Source organism: Desulfocurvus thunnarius (assembly GCF_055390965.1).
Genome location: NZ_AP042411.1, coordinates 3,498,616 through 3,517,069, shown reverse-complemented (window position 1 = coordinate 3,517,069; position 18,454 = coordinate 3,498,616). Strand labels below are relative to the sequence as shown.

Here is an 18,454-nt window from a genome sequence, read left to right as displayed (position 1 = left end):
GGGGGGCTGTAAACACGGCGCGCGCCGGGCCGGAGCCGGGCCGGGGCGCCGCCGGGCCGCCCTCACTTGCGCCAGAACTCGGGCACGAAGAGGATGAGCACGGTGTAGATTTCCAGCCGCCCCAGGAGCATGCACAGCACCAGCACCCACTTGGCCGCGCCGGGCAGCCAGGCGTAGTTGTCCGTGGGGCCCACGCCGCCCAGGCCCGGGCCGATGTTGCCGATGCAGGCCGCCACGGCCGAGAAGCTGGTCAGCACGTCCACGCCCATGGCCGCCACCAGCAGCGAGGCCGCCAGGAACAGGGCCAGGAACAGCAGGAAGAACGCCGCCACGGAGTTCAGCACGCCCTGGTCCACCGGGCGGCCGCCGAGCTTGATGCGCGACACGGCCCGGGGGTGGATCAGGCGGTAGAGCTCGTCGTAGGCGTGCTTGAGCAGCAGCATGACGCGCATGCATTTGACGCCGCCGCTGGTGGAGCCCGCCGAGCCGCCCACGAACATGAGCAGCAGCAGCAGGCACTGGGGCAGGGGCCGCCACAACTCATAATCCGCCGTGGCGAAACCCGTGGTCGAAACGATGCTCGACACCTGGAAGGCGCTGTAACGCAGGGCCTGGGCGAAGCTGTCGTAGCTTGTGCCCCAGATGTCCCAGGCGGACCACAGGGTGGCCACGGCGAACACGGCCAGGAAGAAACGCAGCTCCGGGTCGCGCAGGGCCACCAGCGGCCTGCCGCGCAGGGCGTGGTAATGCAGGGTGAAATTGAGCCCCGCCAGGAGCATGAACACGGTGATGACCACATCGATGTACACGCTGTCGTAGGCGGCCACCGAGGCGTTGCGCGTGGAGAAGCCGCCGGTGGCCATGGTCCCGAAGGTGTGGCACAGCGACTCGAACAGGTCCATGCCCCCGGCCCACAGGAGCAGCGCCAGCACCACCGTGAAAAGCAGGTAGACCTTCCACAGCAGCATGGCCGTGTCCTTGATGCGCGGCTTGAGCTTGTCGGGCACGGGGCCGGGCACCTCGGCGCGGTAGAGCTGCATGCCGCCCACGCCCAGGAACGGCAGAATGGCCAGGGAAAGCACGATGATGCCCATGCCGCCGAGCCAGTGCGTCAGGGAGCGCCAGAAGAGCAGGCCCCGGGGCACGACCTCGATGTTGGTCAGCACCGAGGCGCCCGTGGTGGTGAAGCCGCTCATGGACTCGAACAGGCAGTCGGTGAACGAGCCCCCGAAGGTGCCCGCGAACCAGAACGGCAGCGCCCCGGCAAAGGCCGCCGCCACCCAGCCCACGGCCACGATGGCCATGCCCTCGCGGTGGGTCATGGGCGCGGCCCTGGAGTCGCGGAAAAGCACCAGCAGCCCCAGGCCCACGGCCAGGGTCAGGCCCATGGACAGGCCCAGGGGCCCGGTGCCCGTGTCGGCGTCGTAGAGCGACCAGCCCAGGGCCAGGGCCATGGACAGGCCCACGCACAGCAGAATGGCCCCCACCAGGGACAGCGTGTAGCGCCAGCGCATCCTAGAAGAACTCCAGCTTCACCGTCAGGCTCTTCTCCACGCGCGGGATGTTGCGCCGCGTGGAGAGGATCAGGATGCGGTCGTCGGGCATGATGACCGAATCGCCCGTGGGGAACAGCACCTCGTCGCCGCGCTGGATGGACAGGATCAGCGCGCCCCGGGGCAGGTTCAGGTCGCGGATGGCCTTGCCCACGATGTCCGAGTGGGCCAGGGCCACGGCCTCCAGGGCTTCGGCCTCGTCGCCCTTGATGGTCGTGGCCGAGAGCACCTTGCCCTTGCGCATGTATTGCAGGATGGAGTTGACCGCCGCCAGCCGGGGGCTGACGATCTGCTCGATGCCCACGGCGCGCACGAGATTGAAGTAGGCGAATTTGTTGATGCGCGTGACGGCCTTGCCCGCGCCCAGGCGGCGGCAGAGCAGCGCGGTCAGGATGTTGGTCTCCTCGTCGCCGGTGAGCGAGATGGCCATGTCCATGTCCTGGATGTTCTCTTCGGCCAACAGGTCCTGGTCGCGCCCGTCGCCCAGCAGCACGAGGGTCTTGCGCAGCTCCTGGGCTAGCTCCTGGCAGCGGTCGGGGTCGATGTCCACCAGCTTGACGTGCAGGCGGTCTTCAAGGCTGCGGGCCAGGCGCAGGCCGATGTCCCCGCCGCCGATGATCATCACGTTGCGCACCTGGCGCATGGGGCAGCCCAGGCGCTGCATGACCAGCCGGGTGTGCTCCGCGAAGCAGACGAAGTAGACCAGATCGCCGTTTTCGATCACGTCGCCGCCCGAGGGGATGATGAGCTGGTCGTCGCGCACGATGGCGGCGATGATCACGTCGGCGACGCCGAGCACGGAGCGGATGTCCACCATGCCGACGCCCACGGCGGGGCCGCCCGCCACGCGGTAACCCACGAACTTGATGCGCCCCCCGGCGAAATCGCTGATCTCCTCGGCGCCGGGGATGTCGATGAGCCGCTCGATGGTGCGGACCACCTCCACGTCGGGATTGATGGCCTTGGCGATGCCGAGCATTTCCAGGGCCCGGCCCTCCTGGAAGTGCAGGTACTCGTCCTTGCGGATGCGCGCCAGGGTGACGGCGCCCGGGGCCAGGGCGGCGGCGAAGGTGCAGGCCACGATGTTGATCTCGTCGGAGTCGGTGACGGCGAGCATGATGTCCGCATCGCGGATGCCCGCGTCCTCGAGCACGGCCGGGTTCGAGCCCGAGCCCTCGATGGTCTGCACGTCCACGCCCTCGCTGATGCGCTTGAGGGCGCGGGGGCTGTTGTCCACCACCACCACTTCCTTGGCCTCGGAGGCCAGACGCTTGGCGATGTGGAAGCCCACCTCCCCGGCTCCGATGATGATGATCTTCACGCTGTGCCTGCCTGTTGCGGTTGCCCCGCGCGGCGCGCGGGCAGCCCCTGTCTACCGGAAGCGGGAGGGGAAATCCAGTTGCGAGACCCCGCAAGACGCGGGCTCCGGAAACGGCGTTCAGCCGAACAGGGAACCCTGCTGCTGGGCCGGGGCCTTGCGAGCGGCCTTGCCCGGAGGCTGGCGCATCTGCTCCGGAACTGCGGGCAACTCGTCGGCCAACACCAGCGGCCCGGCCAGAATCTCCTCCAAAAGCTTTTCCTGGTGCGGATATTCGGCGACGGTGGCCTCAAGAACCCAGAGCAGGTTGAGCAACTGCGAGGTGAATCCGGCGGTCCAGCGCTGGGGGCGGATGTCGTCCAGCGGGGAGCTTTTTTTCCCGGCGCCCTCGCGCATGCGGTACTTCAACCAGGAGCGCACCACCTGCAAGCCCGAAACCTCGAACCCGAACACCTCCGGCGCCACGGGGGCGAATTCTCCCTGTCCCACGTGCAGGGTCCGGGTGGCTTCGACGTACTCGAACCGCTCCGGATACCCCTCGGACGTGCCGGGCACGGCCCGCAGACAGCGGGCGCTCCCCGGGGGAACGACCCCGGGGCGCTCGGCGGGCGGAACCATGCGCTCGCCATAGCTGTGCAGCCAGATGAGCCGCCGCCCGATGGCCACCGCGCGCCGGAACAGCTCCGGGTCGTGTGTCAGGGGCACGCGCAGTTCCCTTGTGCCCAGCTCGGCATGGAAACGCCGTGTGAACCCGGCGTGCGCCAGCACGCCATAGACGTAGGCGGCAAAATCCTCGGCCAGCACGTTCTGGCCCTGCGCCGCCGCCAGCAACTCCAGAAGCCCGGGCAGCAGGTTCGGTTGCGTTGCCGCCGCGTCGCGATAAAGAGGAAAAATATCTTTGGCACCAAATGATCCCCGAAAATAGTGCAAATCAGGGACAGCAGCACTCACTGTCAAAGCTGGGCCAGCAGATAATGGCTGGGTGAAGAGGGAGGCGAAGAAGAGTTGTTTGTCGCCACAAGAACTCCTCAATTCTGGACGAGGCCGGTCGCATAGGCGCTCATCAAAGAAACACTGCATAACATCAAAAGAACGGAAAGCGCATTTTTTGGTTTCAGGAATGAAATTCTGATCACTTTTTAAATCGTTATAAAACAATGATATAGATCTTGCAGATGTTGATCTAAATGCTTTTTCTTTATTTTCAGAAGAAATAAGATTTTTCCACCGCGCCTCAAGAGTCTCCTTATCCGGCGCAATAGGCCAGGTGCGCTTGAATTGGACACCTGAATGCTGCCAGGGCAACAGATCCGTCAACAGCGGAGACTCGAAGTACGCCCCCGTGCCCTGGGGCCGGAATTTGTCCTGCCAGCCTGTGGGGCATGGCTCCCATTGCCGGGAATCCAGGCTCTGAATCCCCGCCAGGGCGTGCAGCTTCGCTTCCCTGTCGCCCCGAATGCGCGCATAGTGCACGGCCCCTGGGGCGTCCGGAGCCTTGGGGCCGGTGCGTAGAGCGAGGGTAATGGCCACGGGGGTCTGAATGTTGAAGACGTTCTCCTCCTTGCGCGACCCACGCCCCTCGCCGCCCAGGTCCAGAATCCAGATGTCGTGGCACTGGCGGCGCAGTTCTTCGCGCATGCCGCAAAACGCCGGGCCGTCCAGGAACGAGGAGGCCGTGATGAAGGCGACCACGCCGGGGGCGTCCGGAGCGCCCTGTTCGAACACCTTCCACAGCGCCCAGCGCCAGAAATAAACGTACAGATTGTACAGGTTTTTGAGCTGGCCGCCCTGCCCCGCCGCCTTGACCGGCGCGGAAAAGGCCGCCAGCAGGGCCTGCTCCGGATGCAACTGGCCGTTCTCGTCTTCATCGCCCCAGCGAACCCAGCCGCCAGTGGCCTTACGGTTGGCCGCGTCTCCTGCCTCGTGGCGGTCGTAGGGCGGATTGCCGAGGCAAACCAGCACCGGAGTCGATTTCTTTATCTCCAGGGCCCGACGGTGCTGCTCGGAAAGTTCCCTGGTCAACAGTGAAGGAAATTCCTGCACAAGGTCGGGAGACTCCAGGGTATCTGTCAAAAAGACCCTGGGGCCACCGGGGATGGCGCCGGCGCCATGCTCCGCCAAAGCCCGGCTGACGCGCAACTGGGCCACCGCATAGGGGCCGACCAGCGTCTCGAACCCGTGGAGCTGCCGCCCCAGGGCCTCGGCATAGCTGGCGGCGGCCCCCGCCCCTTGGGCCTCGGCAATGCCCGCCAGGGTATGCGAAATGATGCCCAGCAGAAACGTACCCGTACCTGCCGCAGGGTCCAGCGTCATGACATCGGAAGATGCAAAGCCCATCGGTTTGCCCAGCCGCTTCACGAGGAGGTCTTCCGTCAGGCGGACCATGGCCTGGACGATCTGGACCGGGGTATAGTAAACGCCCGCGTCCTTGCGCAGTTGGGGGTCGTACTCGGCCAGAAAATATTCGTAGAAGTACAGCCAGGGGTCCCTGTCCCGGGTTTTCCAGCCCCCGGAGGGGATGCTGGCCGTAATGCGTTGCAGCACGCCCAAAGACAGCGGCTTTTCATCCCGCTCCAGGTTGTCGGTAAATATCTTCAACGCCTTGGACAGCAAGGCGTGCTCCGAAGCCAGGGCCTGCTCGGCCTCGCGCAGGTCCAGGGTATCGCCCCCCCCGGCCCGGGCCAGCAGCAAAGCGAAGGTCACGGTCTGGGCATAGGCGTCGGCGAATTCCTCCTCGCTGGCGCCAGGGAACAGCGTGGAGCGCCACTCGCCCAAAAGCATCTGAAAGGGAGAACTCGCCGTGCCCATGGCCTCCGCCACTTCCTGGCGCAGCAGACGGCACAGGGGCGCCAGCAGCTTCGCAAGCTCCGCCGCGGCGCCGGGCACGACCGGGTTCCAGGTCAGAAATTCCCGCAGCAGCGGCTCGAAGGATGCCGCCGCGTCGGCCCCGACCGCTTCGGCGCTCCCCGCCGCCAGCCCTCCGGGCAGGCGCGCCGCGCCCACGGCCTCGCCGCTTTGGAACAGGCGCCACTGTTCGCCGTCGGTATAAAGCACGTTGGGCAGGCTCTTGAATCGCTCCCACTGATCGCGGTCATGCCCCCGATAGCGGGAGGGCTCCACCCCTTTGCCCGGCTGCTTGAGTTCCACATGTCCGCAAAGCGCCCCATTGCAGTAGACGGCATAATCCGGCCGCCCCACGCCGCGGACACGCACTTCTCCCTTGGGCACGACGGTCATCCCGAACATTGCCCCCACGCTTTTCAGGAAACCCTCCAAAGGCGCACGAAGCTGGTCTTCCGGTTCGCCGGAACCGGGAAGCTGCAACTTGGCTCTCGCCTCCGCAGCAAAGGTCTCCAGAAGTTGACTCAGGCTCTCAGGCATGGCGGCCTCTCGAAAAAAGGAAGGAATACAAAAGGCCTTGTATTTCTACACAGAAATGCCACCACGGGCAAGCCCAACGGGCAACGGAAAAAGCCCGCCTCGCTGACGCGGGGCGGGCTGGAAGGGCGAAAGGGACCGGGAGGCTAGGCGATCTTGTTGACGGCCTGGCTCAGGCGCGAAATCTTCCGCGCGGCGGTGCGCCAATGCACGACCTTCTTGGTCGCCGCTTTGTCCAGGGTCGCGGTGGCGGTCGCCAGGGCGGCCTGGGCCTGCTCCTTGTCCTTGGCCTCCACGGCCAGGCGCACGGCCTTGACCACGTTCTTGATGCGGGTCTTCACGGCGCGGTTGCGGTCGCGGTGCTTCAGGCTCTGACGGTGCCGTTTGATGGCGGACTTGTGATTAGCCAAGATGCATTCCTCCTAGAACTCTCTATCGGACTGAAAGTGTTGCTTGCCTACGGTTGGGAACCGGTCAACTATACCCGGCCCATGGGGATGTCAAGCGTTTTACGCCAAAGCTCCTGCCGGGGCTAGACCTGGAGCGCCGCAAAATCCGCCAGCCGCCCCAGGCGGCCCACCAGGGCGCCCAGCAGATTCAGGCGGTTGGCGCGCAGGGCCGCGTCGTCGCACATGACCATCACCCCGTCGAAGAAGGCGTCCACATCGGGGCGCAGCTCGCGCAGCAGGCCCAGCAGGCTGCTGAAATCGTCGCGGGTCCACAGGGCGTCCCAGGTGGGGGCCATGGCTTCCAGGCGCGCGGCCAGGGCCTTTTCGGCCTTCTCGGTCAACAGGGCCGCGTCGTATTCGCCGCTGATTTCGGCGGCCCCGCCCTGCTTGACGATGATGTTCGCCGCGCGCTTGAAGGTCAGCACGGCCTGGGCGAAGTCGTCCTCGCGCGCGAACTCGCCCAGGGCGTCCACCCGGGCGGCCAGGGCCCACACGTCGTCGAACCCGGCGCCCAGGGCCGCTTCCACCACCAGGGTCTGGTGGCCCCGGGAGGTGAAGTAGGCCTTGAGCCGCCCGGCGAAGAAGTCCAGCAGCCGCGCCTGGGCCTCGGCCTCGGGCAGCTTCCAGGCCACGCCCCCGGCATAGGCCCCCCGGGCCCGGGCCAGCAGGTCGGACAGGGACAGCCGCAACCCGTGGTGCAGGATGATGCGGATGATGCCCAGGGCCGCCCGGCGCAGGGCGTAGGGGTCGTTGGCCCCGGTGGGGATCATGTCCAGCCCGAAGCATCCGGCCAGGGTGTCGGCCTTGTCGGCCATGGACAGCAGCGCGCCGGTCATGCCCTGGGGCACGGGGCTGCCCGGCCCGGCGGGCAGGTACTGCTCGTAGAGCGCATCGGCCACGGCCTCGGGTTCGCCGCGCCTGCGGGCGTAGATGCCGCCCATGATGCCCTGCAACTCGTCGAATTCGTAGACCATCTCCGACACGAGGTCGGCCTTGGACAGCCGCCCGGCCCGGGCGGCCGCGGCGCCGAGCTCCGGGGCCGTGGCGGCGGCCAGGGCCGCGCAGGTGCCCTCCAGGCGACGGGTCTTGTCGCCCATGGAGCCCAGCGGCGCCAGGAAGATGACCTTGTCCAGCCGCGCGAGCCAGGTGTCCGCGTCGGCGCGCAGGTCGGCTTTCCAGAAGAAGCGCGCGTCTTCCAGGCGGGCGCGCAGCACGCGCTCCCAGCCCTTTTTGACCAGGGCCCGATCGCGCGGCTCCAGGTTCAGGGTGCTCACGAAATGCGGCAGCAGGGCGCCCTGGGCGTCCTCCACGCCGAAGCTCTTCTGATGGCTTTCCATGCTGGTCAGGAGCACCTCGCGGGGCACTTCGAGGAAGGAGGGATCGATGTCGCCCAGGATGGGCACCGGCGTTTCCACCAGCCCGACCACCTCGTCCAGCAGGTCTTCCTTCCAGACCACGCGGCCCCCGGCCTCGCGGGCCAGGGCGTCGGCGCCCTCGCGGATCAGCCTGCGGCGCTCCGCCGGGTCGAGCACCACGTGACCCTGCCGGCGGACGACCTCGAAATAGCGCCCGGCGTCGGCGACCTCGAAGGGCCCCGGGCCGTGGACGCGGTGCCCGCGCGTGGTGCGCCCCGAGGCCACCCCGGCCAGGGCGAAGGGCACGACCTCGGCGCCCAGCAGGGCCAGCAGCCACTGGATGGGCCGCCCGAAGCCGAAGTCCCGCGCGCCCCAGCGCATTTTCTTGGGGAACTGCAACCCGGCCACGGCGGCCTCGCACACGGCGGGCAGCAGGTCCAGGGTGGCCTCGCCGCCGGTCATGCGCCGCACGGCCAGGTACTCGCCCTTGTCCGTGGTCTGCACGAAGCAGTCGGCGATGTCCACGCCCTGGGTCTTGGCGAAGCCGAGGGCGGCCTTGGTGGGCGCGCCGTCGGGGCCGAAGGCGATGCGGCTGGGCGGGCCGGTGAGCAGTTCCTCCTCGCGGCGCTGGGCCGAGGCGACCTCGGCCACGTGCAAAACGATGCGCCGGGGCGTGGCGAAGGTCCGCACGCCGGAAAAGTCGATGCGCCGCTCCTCGAAGGCCTTGGCCACGGCCTCGCCCAACTCCTCGTGCAACCGGGGGAAGAAGCGGGCGGGAAGTTCCTCTGTTCCTATTTCCAGAATGAATTCAGGCATGATCGCTTCCTTTGGCTACCGGGCGAGCATCGGGTGGCCCATTTCCTCGCGCTGGGCCGCGTAGAGCCGGGCGATTTTGGAGGCCAGATTGCGCACCCGGCCGATGTAGCCGGTGCGCTCGGTGATGGAGATGGCCCCGCGCGCGTCGAGCAGGTTGAAGGTATGCGAGCACTTCAGGCAGTAGTCGTAGGCGGGCCAGGGCTGCCCGGCCTCGCACAGGGCCAGGCATTCGGCCTCGTAGCGCCCGAACAGCTCCAGGAGCATGGGCGCGTTGGACAACTCGAAGTTGTAGCGCGACTGCTCGACCTCGTTCTGGTGATGCACGTGGCCGTAGGTCACCTCGCCGTTCCAGGACAGGTCGTAGACGCTCTCCTTCTCCTGGAGGTACATGCACAGCCGCTCCAGGCCGTAGGTCAGCTCCACGCTCACCGGGGCGAGGTCGATGCCGCCCACCTGCTGGAAGTAGGTGAACTGGGTGACCTCCATGCCGTTCAGCCAGACTTCCCAGCCCAGGCCCCAGGCGCCCAGGGTCGGCGACTCCCAGTCGTCCTCCACGAAGCGGATGTCGTGGGCGGCGGGGTCGATGCCCAGGGCGGCCAGGCTCTCCAGATACAGATCCTGCACGTTGTCCGGCGAAGGCTTCAGGATGACCTGGAACTGGTAGTACTGTTGCAGACGGTTGGGGTTCTCGCCGTAGCGGCCGTCGGTGGGCCGCCGCGAGGGCTCGACGTAGGCCGTGCGCCACGGCTCGGGGCCGATGACCCGGAAGAAGGTCGCGGGGTTGAAGGTGCCCGCGCCGACCTCGATGTCGTAAGGCTGGTGCAGCACGCAGCCCTTCCCGGACCAGAATCGTTGCAGGGTCAGGATGACATCCTGGAAATGCATGGCAGCTCCTTGATTGGCAAACCCGGGCCAGGGGCGGCCCGGAGGGGAAAAGACCGGCGGCGGCTCGCGGCCCGCGCCCGGCGTCACACGCGGCGGAAGCGGCCGTCCTCCCAGGCCAGGCCCAGGTGGTAGCGCACCAGCGCGTCCACGGCGTCGAAAACCCTGCGCCGCGAGGCGTCGGGGGGCACGGCGTCCGCCCAGCGCCGCACGCTGCGCATGCGCACGGTTTCCAGCAGGTCGACGGTCCAGGCGTCGAGCGTCACGCGGCGGCCGGAGCCGTGGGCGTGCTCGGCGCAGGCCACCACGCCCTGCTCCACCAGAAGCGTCGGCGCAACCGCAGTTCTTAAGTCTTTTCCGCACCGAGGGCAAGCGCCAAACCCCGGGCCGTAGCCCTGCAAAAAGACCACCTTGGCCCGGAACAACAGCGGCAAAAGCGGCGAAAGGTCCGCGCGGTCCTCCATGATCTCCAGGGCCTCGGCCAGCAGCGCGAAGGACTCCTCGCCTCCGTCCGGCCCCTCGAACACCGCCTCGTAGAACTTCACGCAGTTCACGGCGGGGCCCAGGCGCGCGGCGTCGGCCCGCAGCCCCGGACAGCCGCGCACCAACCGGCCTTCCATGAGGTAGAGATACTCGCCGCGCCCCGAGCGGTGGAACTGGAAATCCACGAGGTTCAGGGGGTCCAGGCAGCCCATGAAGCGGCGGCGGCTCTTGCTGCCGCCGAAGGCGAAAGCAGTGAGCACACCGTGGCCCGGGGTGGCCAGACGGACCCAGAGGTCTATTTCGCGGAAGGCGCCGACCTTGAGGATGATGGCGGGTTCGGTGAAATCCATGGCAGCCCCCGCGCCGGGCGGTGCGCGCCGGGGGCCCGGGGTGGCGCGGGGGCGCCGCCCGGAGGGCCCGCTACGGGGCGGTGAAGGTCAGGGAGCGCACCTGGCCGGACTGGGCCTGCAGGGGCACCTTTTCGCCGTTGAAGGTCACGCTCACGCCGCCCGCGTTGCCGAGCTTGAGCTCCATCTCCTTGCGGAAGTGCAGGGTGTGCGTCTCGCCGGGCTGAAGCACGACGTCCACCACCGGGCCCTGGTTGCCGTCGGCGCGGGCGTAGATCCAGCAGGCCTCGCGGGCGGTGACCGTCAGGCGCTGCTCGCCCCGGGGTGAGGAGGCGGCTCCGGCCTGGGCGGCGGGCGCCGGGGCGGACTGGGCCGCGGCCGCAGCGGCGGGAGCGGGCGCCGCAGCCGGGGCGGCGCCCTGAGTGCCTGCAACGCCGGAAGCGGCAGGGGCCGCCGCAACCGCAGCGGCTGCCTGCGGCTCCTGCACGGGGGGCTGCTGCTCCGAGGTCTGTTCCTGAGCCGGGGCCTGCTCCTGAGTCTGCCCGGGGGCCTGCTCCGGCGCCGGGGCCGGTTCCTGAAGCGGCTCCGGGGTCTGTTCGGGGGCGGCCTGCTGCTGGGGCGCCGGGGCGGCCTCCTGGCGCGGAGCCTCGTTGTGCGAGGTCAGCAGGAACACGCCCCCGGCCAGCAGGACGATGGCCAGAATGCCCGCCAGGAAAATCCACAGCTTCGCACGGCCGCGCCCGGGTCCCAGGATTTCCAGGTCCGGCCCGTCCAGGGAGGGCTGGGGCACGCTGACGTTGTCCTCGGCCACATAGTTGGCGGCCACGATGGCCGCGCATTCCTCGGGGTCCAGCCCCAGCAGCCGCGCATAGTTGCGCACGAAGCCCTTGGCGTACACCGGGTGGGGCAGCCCTTCGGGGTCGCCCGCCTCCAGGGCCAGCACGTTGGTTTTGCTGATCTTGGTCCGCTGGACCACCTCGGTGACGGACAGCCCCTTGCGTTCGCGCTCGGCGCGGAAGCGTTCGCCCAGTTCCTTCAGGTTCATCCCTGCTCTCTCCCGTGAATAGGCCGCCTGGGGCCGTTAGAGCTTCTTCTCGATGACGGCGTCGGCGCGCAGCTTCTCCATGTATTCGGAGAACCGGGCCTCGGCCTGGACGGCGAAGAGCTGGTCGCGGATATCCTCCTTGACCTCCTCCAGGGGCCGGGTCTCGCCGGCCTGCATGTCGTCCACGCGCAACAGGGCCGTGAAGCCGCGAAAATCGAAAGGTTTGGTCATGCCGCCGGGGGCCACGCCCTCCAGGGATTCACGCCAGTCCTGGGCCAGATCGTTCCAGGCCATGCGGCCCAGGGAGCCGCCCTGCCCCGCTCCGGGCCCGCGCGAGTAGAGGTCGGCCGCGTCGGCGAAGGTCAGCTCGCCCTTCTCGATACGCTGGCGCAGGGCGTCGGCGTCCTCGTTCAGGGGCAGCAGGATCACCGACAGGGCGACCTCCTTGTCGCGCTGGAAGCTTTCGATGTGCTGCTCGTAGTAGGCCTTGACCTCCTCGTCGCTGACCACGACCTTGCGCCGGACCATGAAGCCCAGCAGGCGGTGCTTGAGGATGTCCTTGCGCACGGTTTCGGCGAACTGCTCGCGGGTCATGCCCTCCAGCAGGAGCTGCTTGTCGAAGTCCTCGGCGGTCATGGCGTTCTGCTTGTAGAAGCGCTCCACCGAGTTCTGAACCTCGGCCTCGGTGGCCGTGAGCCCGAGTTTCTCCACTTCCTGGGTGATGAGCATGTCGTCGATGATCTTCTGCAGAAGATCGCTGCGCATCCTGGCGATGGTGGCCTTCTCCTCCATGGTCAGCTCGCGGCCCCGGAAGCGGTCGAGCAGCGGGCGCATGTGCTGGTTCAGCTCGAAAAGGGTCACGGCCTGACCGTTGACCACGGCAACCACGCGGTCCACCACCTCGGCGCGCAGGGGGCAGGCCGCCAGCAGGACGCCCAGGACGAGAACAAGTCGCAGTATCGGCTTCAAAGCAGCACTCCTTGCATGCAGGTATGGCCCGGGGGCGCGGCCCCCGGCGCCGCGCCGGAAGACGGCGGCGGCGCGCCGAGTGTTACAGGCATCGGCCGGGCTTGGCAACGGGCCGCCCGGGGTCAGTTCGCGGGAACCGGGCCTTCCACGCCGGGAGGCAGCACGGTTTCACGCTCCTCGGGGGGCGTGTCCTCCTCGGGGGGCGTGTCGGCGTCGGGGCCGATCTCCCCGTCGGCGGGGCTGCCCGGCTCCATGGTTTCGGGCTCGGGCTCGGGGGCCGGGGCGGCCTCTTCGCCCTGGGAATCCTCGGGGTCGATTTCCAGCAGCGGCGTGACGACGATGTCCGCCTTGGCCATCTGGCCGTCCAGCCAGGCGTTGAAAGCGTCCACGAGCTTGCTGTCCAGCAACTCGCGCTCGATGAGCGGATAGGCCTGGGAGGCGTCCAGCGTCTGGGCCGGGATGCCCTCGGAGAACAGCAGGGCCTCGAAGCCGCGCCGCGCGGTGAGCACCGGGCTGGCCTGACCGGGCTTCAGGCCGCTCAGGGCGTCGCTCCAGTCCTTGGTCAGCCGGTCGCGGCGCATGACGATCTCGCGGGTGCCGACCTGCTCGAACTCGGCGGCCATGGCTTCCAGGGATCCGCCGCCCTTGTAGTACGCCAGGGCGCTTTCGACCACCTCGCGGCTGGGCCCGCCCACGCGCACGAACCGCACGCGCTCGGGCACGTGGAAGTCCTGGACGTGCTCGTTGTAGTACTGTTCGACCTCGCGGTAGTCGATGCTCACGCCCGGACGCAGCACCTCGGCGAAGAATTTCTCCATCGCCAGTCGCGCGCGCAGCTCGTCGCGCCAGTAGTTGATGTCGATGTACTCCTCGACCAGCACCTCCTCGAAGGCGCCCTCGGGGTAGTCGGCGCGGATGTTCGCCTCGGCGGCGGCGACCTCCTCGTCGCTCACGGCCAGCCCCTTGGCGGCCAGGGCCTGGGAAAGCAGCTCGCGGATGACGAGTTCGGCCAGAGCCTGGCCGTACTCGGCCTTGAGCTTGGCCACCGACGGGTTGGTCGTGGCGATGCCGAGCTGGTCGAAGTCGTGCTTGAACTGGAGCTGGTGCAGGCTGATGGGGCGACCGTTGACCCGCGCCACCACGCCCGTCTCCTCCTGCTTGGGATCGCAGGCCAGGAGGGTCGCGGTCAGGCACAGGGCCAGCAGGGCCGCCAGGGGCGCAAAACGGGGATATTGCATGAGCTGTGGGCCTTAATTGTCCGCAGGGGCTGCGGTTTCGGGTGTTGTAGCCCCGGGGGCCAGCCCGGTCAATGCCTTTCCCATGGCCTCCAGGGCCCGGCGCACGCCGCCGCCCGCGTCCACGCGCAGCTCCAGGCGCCCGCCCTGGGGCAGCAGCCGCGCGCTGTCGGCATGCGCCTGGAGCCAGGCCACCATGGCCTCGGGCGGCACGGCCGTGGCCTGGGCCGCCCAGGAGAGCACGATGCGCCCCGGGGCCACGTCGGCCTTGGCCACCTGCAGGCGCCCCAGGAGGCGCTTGAGGCGCAGCACGGCCAGGAAACGCTCCAGGGCCGCGGGCAGGGCCCCGAAGCGGTCGCGCATCTCCAGGGCCAGATCCTCCAGGGCGCCGCCGTCGCGGGCCGAGGACAGGGCCTTGTAGTAGCGCAGACGCTCGCGGGTGTCGGGCACGTAGGCCTCGGGAATGTGCGCCTCGAAGAGGATGTTCAGTTCGGGACTGGTGTCCTGCACCAGTTGCTCGCCGCGCTGGCGGCGGACCTCCTCCTCCAGCATCTCCAGGAACATGTCCAGGCCGACCTTGGCCATGGTGCCGGACTGGACCTCGCCCAGGATGTTGCCCGCCCCGCGCAGGCGCAGGTCCTCCATGGCCACCTGGAAGCCCGCGCCCAGGTAGTCCATGTCCAGAATGACCTGCAGGCGCTTGCGCGACAGCTCGGGCAGCCCGTCCAGGGACGGGATGACGAAGTAGGCGTAGGCCTGGCGCGAACTGCGGCCCACCCGGCCGCGAAGCTGGTAGAGCTGGCCCAGGCCGAAGTACTGGGCGTTGTCCACCACCAGGGTGTTGGCACGCGGGAAATCCAGGCCGGATTCGATGATGGCCGTGCAGACCAGGATGTCCAGCTCGCCGTGCCAGAACTTGTGAATGGCCGCCTCAAGGTCGCGCTCGGGCATCTGGCCGTGAGCCATGCCGATGCGCGCCCCGGGGGCCAGCTCGCGCACGAACTCCACCACCCGGGGCAGGCTCTGCACGCGGTTGTGGACCCAGAACACCTGCCCCTGGCGGGCCAGCTCGCGCTCCAGGATGCTCTTGAGCGGCCCCTTCTCGCGCTCCAGCAGCGAGGTCATCACGGGCTTGCGGTCCAGGGGCGGGGTTTCCATCACCGACAGCCCCCGCAGGCCGGACAGGGACAGTTGCAGCGTGCGCGGGATGGGCGTGGCCGTCAGGGCCAGCACGTCGATGTCCTTGCGCATCTGCTTCAGGCGCTCCTTGTGCTTCACGCCGAAGCGCTGCTCCTCGTCGAGGATGAGCAGGCCCAGGCGCGGCAGGTCCACATCGCGCGAAAGCAGGCGGTGGGTGCCGATGAGAATGTCCACCTCGCCGCGCGCGGCGGCGGCCAGGATGGTCTTCTGGCGCGCGGGGGGCACGAAGCGGCTGAGCATGGCCACGTGAACCGGGTAGCCTTCCAGGCGGCGCTGGAAATTCAGGAAATGCTGCTCGGCCAGGACGGTGGTCGGGCACAGCAGCGCCACCTGCCGCCCGGCAAGCGCCGCGCGGAAGGCCGCGCGCAGGGCGACCTCGGTCTTGCCGAAGCCCACGTCGCCGCAGACCAGCCGGTCCATGGGCTCGGGGCGGTCCATGTCGGCCATGACATCCTGGATGGCCCGGTCCTGGTCCGGCGTCTCCTCGAAGCCGAAGCTGGCCTCGAACTCGGCGTAGAGGTCGTCGGGCGGGTCGTAGGCGTAGCCCTTGGCGATGCGCCGGTAGGCGTACATCTGCACCAGTTCCCCGGCGATCTTCTCGATGGCCTTGCGGGCCTTGGACTTGGAGCGCGCCCAGGCCGGGCCGCCCAGCTTGTCCAGCACCGGGCTTGCACCCTCGGGACCCTTGTAGCGCTGGACAACGTCCAGCCGGTCCACGGGCAGGTAAAGCTTGTCCTCGCCGGAGTAGACCAGCAGCAGATAGTCGTTGCCCACGCCGCCCAGCTCCAGACGGTGCAGGCCCTCGAAGCGCGCGAGGCCCCAGTCGCGGTGGACCAGCAGATCGCCGGGGCTCAGTTCCTCGTAGGTGCGCAGGCCCTTGAAATCGCGATCCGGCCCTGTGGCGCGCTCGCCGCGCACGGGCTGAAGCACGTCCTCCGAGAGGAAGAGCGCCTGGTTCCAGGAGAGTTCCACCCCGCCGCGCAACGGCGAAACCAGGGCGAACAGGCCCTTGTCGCCGGGGTGCAGGGCCGTGGCGGGCACCACGCCGTCCTGCCCGGCCAGGGCCAGGAATTTTTTGCGCGACTGCTCGGTGCGGAAGCTGAGCACCACCTGCGGGCGCTCGCGGGCCCAGCGCTTCAGGGCCTCCAGCAGGGTGTGCCACGGGCGGTCGCGCTCGGCGGGCTTCCAGAACAGGTCCTCGAAGGCGCGCAGCTCCTTTTCGGGCAGTTCCACGCCGTCCTTCTTCTCGCCGATGGTCAGGTCCTCGAAATGGATCTGCTCGGCGTCCATCCAGGTGCCCCGGGCGCGCTCGGCGCTTTCCAGCACCTGGGCCCGGGGGGCCTTCCAGCCCTGCCGCTCGGCCTCCTCGTCCAGGCGGCCGACCCAGGCCCATTCCAGCTCGTCCACCCGCGTGCGCAGGTTGCCCGCGCCGCACAGCAGGTACACCGCGCCCTGGGGCAGCCAGCGGCCCAGGGCCGTGGCCCGGGGGCCGTAGAACAGCCCGGGGCGGATGTCGCCGCGCAGGCCGTCGAGCCTGCGCAGCAGGTCCTGCTCGGCCGGGGCGGGCAACTCGCCCACCCCGCGCAGCTTGCGCCAGCCCTGGCGGGCGGCCTCGCACAGCGCCGGGGTCAGCACCGCCGGGGCGGCGGGCAGGATCACGGCCTCGGCCAGATCCTCGCGCGAGCGCTGGGTGTCGGGGTCGAAGGTGCGCAGGTCCTCCAGCACGTCGCCGAAAAGCTCCAGGCGCAGGGGCCGGGCGTAACCCGGGGCGAACACGTCGAGGATGTCGCCGCGCATGGCCATCTCGCCGGGGCGCGACACCACGGGCGCCCGCTGGTAGCCCCACAGGGTAAGCTGCTCCAGGATGGATTCGGCCAGGACCTCCTCGCCCTTGGCCAGGCGCAGGTGGTGGGTGTCCAGCACGTCGCGGGCGGGCCAACGGGGCAGCAGATTGTCCACCGTCAACAGCACGCCGCGCGGGCCCTGGCCCGAGGCCAGCCCATAGAGCGCGGCCCAGCGCGCGGCCCAGCGCGACGGGTCCGACGACTGCACGGGATACGGCGGAAAGACGACCCAGGGCGCGTCGGGAAAGGCGCGGCCTCCGCCGGGAGTCAGCAATTCGAGCAGGGCCTTGAGTTGCAGCAGCTCGCGCGCGCCGGGCACGACGACCACGACGCTGCGCCCGCGCGCCAGCAGCCCGGCGGCCACGGCGGCCTGGGTGCCGGGGCCGGATTTGTACACGCGCACGCTGCGCATGGCGCGCGAGGCGGCAGCGGGCTCGGCGAACTGGCGCAGGGCGGGAGGAAAGATCACAGGCAAGCGCTCCTTGGGCGGCACAGCGAAAAGCCGCCGGGTCCGCGCGGAGGCGGAGCGGCGGCTTCGCGGCCGCATCGGCGGCCTTGGTTACGGCACTTTGGCTCCGGAGTCTAGACCTGGGAGAGCACGTCCTTTTCCTCGCCGGAAAGCAGCCGGTCGAGGTCGAGCAGGATGAGCAGCCTGTCTTCGAGCTTGCCCACGCCGCTGATGTATTCGGATTCCAGGCCCGCGACCACCGGCGGCGGCGGCTCCACCGTGTTGGCGGGTATGCGCAGCACCTCGGAGACGGAATCGACCACGAACCCGACGATCATGTTGTTGATCTCGATGACGATGATGCGGGTGTGCTTGTCGTGGTCGCGCGTTTCCAGCCCGAACCGCTTGCGCAGGTCGATGATGGGGATGACGTTGCCGCGCAGGTTGATGACGCCCTCGACGAAGTCCGGTGCCTTGGGCACGCGGGTGATCTCCATGGTGCGGATGATCTCCTGCACCTTGAGGATGTCCACCCCGAACTCCTCCTCGCCGATGCTGAACGTCACGAGCTGGATCAGTTCGGCATCCTGTTTCTTCTTCTGCTCCATGTGTCGCGCTCCTTCCGGGAGAGTGCATCCGGGCGGCGGGGACAGGGCGTGCTCCCGCTCAATGCCGATAGTTACAACCAACGGCGGAGCGATGCAAGATTTTTCCGGAACGGCGCACCCGCGCTCAGGTACTGGTTGCGCTTCCCCGTTCCCTCCTGTAGGCTCCGGGAATCCAGCCGCGCGCCACACCCATGGCCGGGAAGGATCAGGAGGTCAGCACCGCATGGCGAATTTCATCCCCCAGGCCCAGCACTTTCCCCTCGAAGAGCAGATCAAGACCCTCGGCGACGACGAACTGCTGGATTTCTGGGAGGAGACCCAATTCCTGGAAAAAATGCTCGGCGAGGAGTTCGACTCCGGCGAGGCGCCGACCCAGGAATATGAGCGCATCATCCTGATGGAACTGCAATTCCGCTCCTGCAAACGCGGCCTGGGCGTCTAGGCCCGCCGCGTGCCGCCGGGCGCCCCGCCGCCCAGCCTCCCAAAACATCCAAAGGCCCCGGCCCCAAAAGGCCGGGGCCTTT

The 18,454-nt window shown here is 68.6% G+C and carries 13 protein-coding genes; 1 reads left to right on the top strand and 12 read right to left on the bottom strand.

Annotated elements, in window-relative coordinates:
* Window positions 1-62 precede the first annotated feature (62 nt).
* The 12 genes from ACZ5KV_RS15580 to ACZ5KV_RS15525 all read right to left on the bottom strand — a co-directional run bounded on the left by ACZ5KV_RS15580 (window position 63) and on the right by ACZ5KV_RS15525 (window position 17,930).
* Window positions 63-1,514 (bottom strand): TrkH family potassium uptake protein, encoded by a 1,452-nt coding sequence (locus tag ACZ5KV_RS15580; RefSeq protein ID WP_464240203.1) that lies wholly within the window; start codon window positions 1,512-1,514, stop codon window positions 63-65.
* A gap of 1 nt (window position 1,515) precedes the next feature.
* Entirely contained in the window at window positions 1,516-2,874 is a 1,359-nt protein-coding gene (gene trkA, locus ACZ5KV_RS15575) for a Trk system potassium transporter TrkA (RefSeq protein ID WP_464240202.1), read from the bottom strand.
* A 117-nt stretch (window positions 2,875-2,991) separates the two neighbouring features.
* On the bottom strand, window positions 2,992-6,252 hold the full coding sequence (locus ACZ5KV_RS15570) for a type ISP restriction/modification enzyme (protein ID WP_464240201.1): 3,261 nt from the start codon (window positions 6,250-6,252) through the stop codon (window positions 2,992-2,994).
* A 143-nt stretch (window positions 6,253-6,395) separates the two neighbouring features.
* Window positions 6,396-6,659: a 30S ribosomal protein S20 gene (rpsT, locus tag ACZ5KV_RS15565; protein WP_464240200.1), complete on the bottom strand. Its 264-nt coding sequence runs from the start codon at window positions 6,657-6,659 to the stop codon at window positions 6,396-6,398.
* A 122-nt stretch (window positions 6,660-6,781) separates the two neighbouring features.
* Window positions 6,782-8,869 (bottom strand): glycine--tRNA ligase subunit beta, encoded by a 2,088-nt coding sequence (glyS, locus tag ACZ5KV_RS15560; protein WP_464240199.1) that lies wholly within the window; start codon window positions 8,867-8,869, stop codon window positions 6,782-6,784.
* A gap of 15 nt (window positions 8,870-8,884) precedes the next feature.
* Window positions 8,885-9,754 carry a glycine--tRNA ligase subunit alpha gene (gene glyQ / locus ACZ5KV_RS15555; RefSeq protein WP_464240198.1) on the bottom strand — a complete coding sequence of 290 codons (870 nt, stop codon included), beginning with the start codon at window positions 9,752-9,754 and terminating at the stop codon, window positions 8,885-8,887.
* A gap of 83 nt (window positions 9,755-9,837) precedes the next feature.
* Complete coding sequence (gene recO, locus ACZ5KV_RS15550) at window positions 9,838-10,584, bottom strand: DNA repair protein RecO (protein ID WP_464240197.1); 747 nt, start codon at window positions 10,582-10,584, stop codon at window positions 9,838-9,840.
* 70 nt (window positions 10,585-10,654) lie between these two features.
* A complete protein-coding gene (locus tag ACZ5KV_RS15545; RefSeq protein WP_464240196.1) occupies window positions 10,655-11,626 on the bottom strand; it encodes a helix-turn-helix domain-containing protein in 972 nt (323 codons plus the stop codon).
* A gap of 36 nt (window positions 11,627-11,662) precedes the next feature.
* Entirely contained in the window at window positions 11,663-12,595 is a 933-nt protein-coding gene (locus tag ACZ5KV_RS15540) for a peptidyl-prolyl cis-trans isomerase (RefSeq protein WP_464240195.1), read from the bottom strand.
* A gap of 122 nt (window positions 12,596-12,717) precedes the next feature.
* Complete coding sequence (locus ACZ5KV_RS15535; protein WP_464240194.1) at window positions 12,718-13,833, bottom strand: peptidylprolyl isomerase; 1,116 nt, start codon at window positions 13,831-13,833, stop codon at window positions 12,718-12,720.
* 12 nt (window positions 13,834-13,845) lie between these two features.
* The gene (mfd, locus tag ACZ5KV_RS15530) at window positions 13,846-17,343 is read right to left on the bottom strand and encodes a transcription-repair coupling factor (protein WP_464240193.1); all 3,498 of its coding nucleotides are present in this window, start codon (window positions 17,341-17,343) and stop codon (window positions 13,846-13,848) included.
* A 113-nt stretch (window positions 17,344-17,456) separates the two neighbouring features.
* The gene (locus tag ACZ5KV_RS15525; RefSeq protein ID WP_464240192.1) at window positions 17,457-17,930 is read right to left on the bottom strand and encodes a chemotaxis protein CheW; all 474 of its coding nucleotides are present in this window, start codon (window positions 17,928-17,930) and stop codon (window positions 17,457-17,459) included.
* A gap of 223 nt (window positions 17,931-18,153) precedes the next feature.
* Between ACZ5KV_RS15525 and ACZ5KV_RS15520 the strand changes: the two genes are divergently transcribed.
* Complete coding sequence (locus ACZ5KV_RS15520) at window positions 18,154-18,372, top strand: hypothetical protein (protein ID WP_464240191.1); 219 nt, start codon at window positions 18,154-18,156, stop codon at window positions 18,370-18,372.
* Window positions 18,373-18,454: the final 82 nt, after the last annotated feature.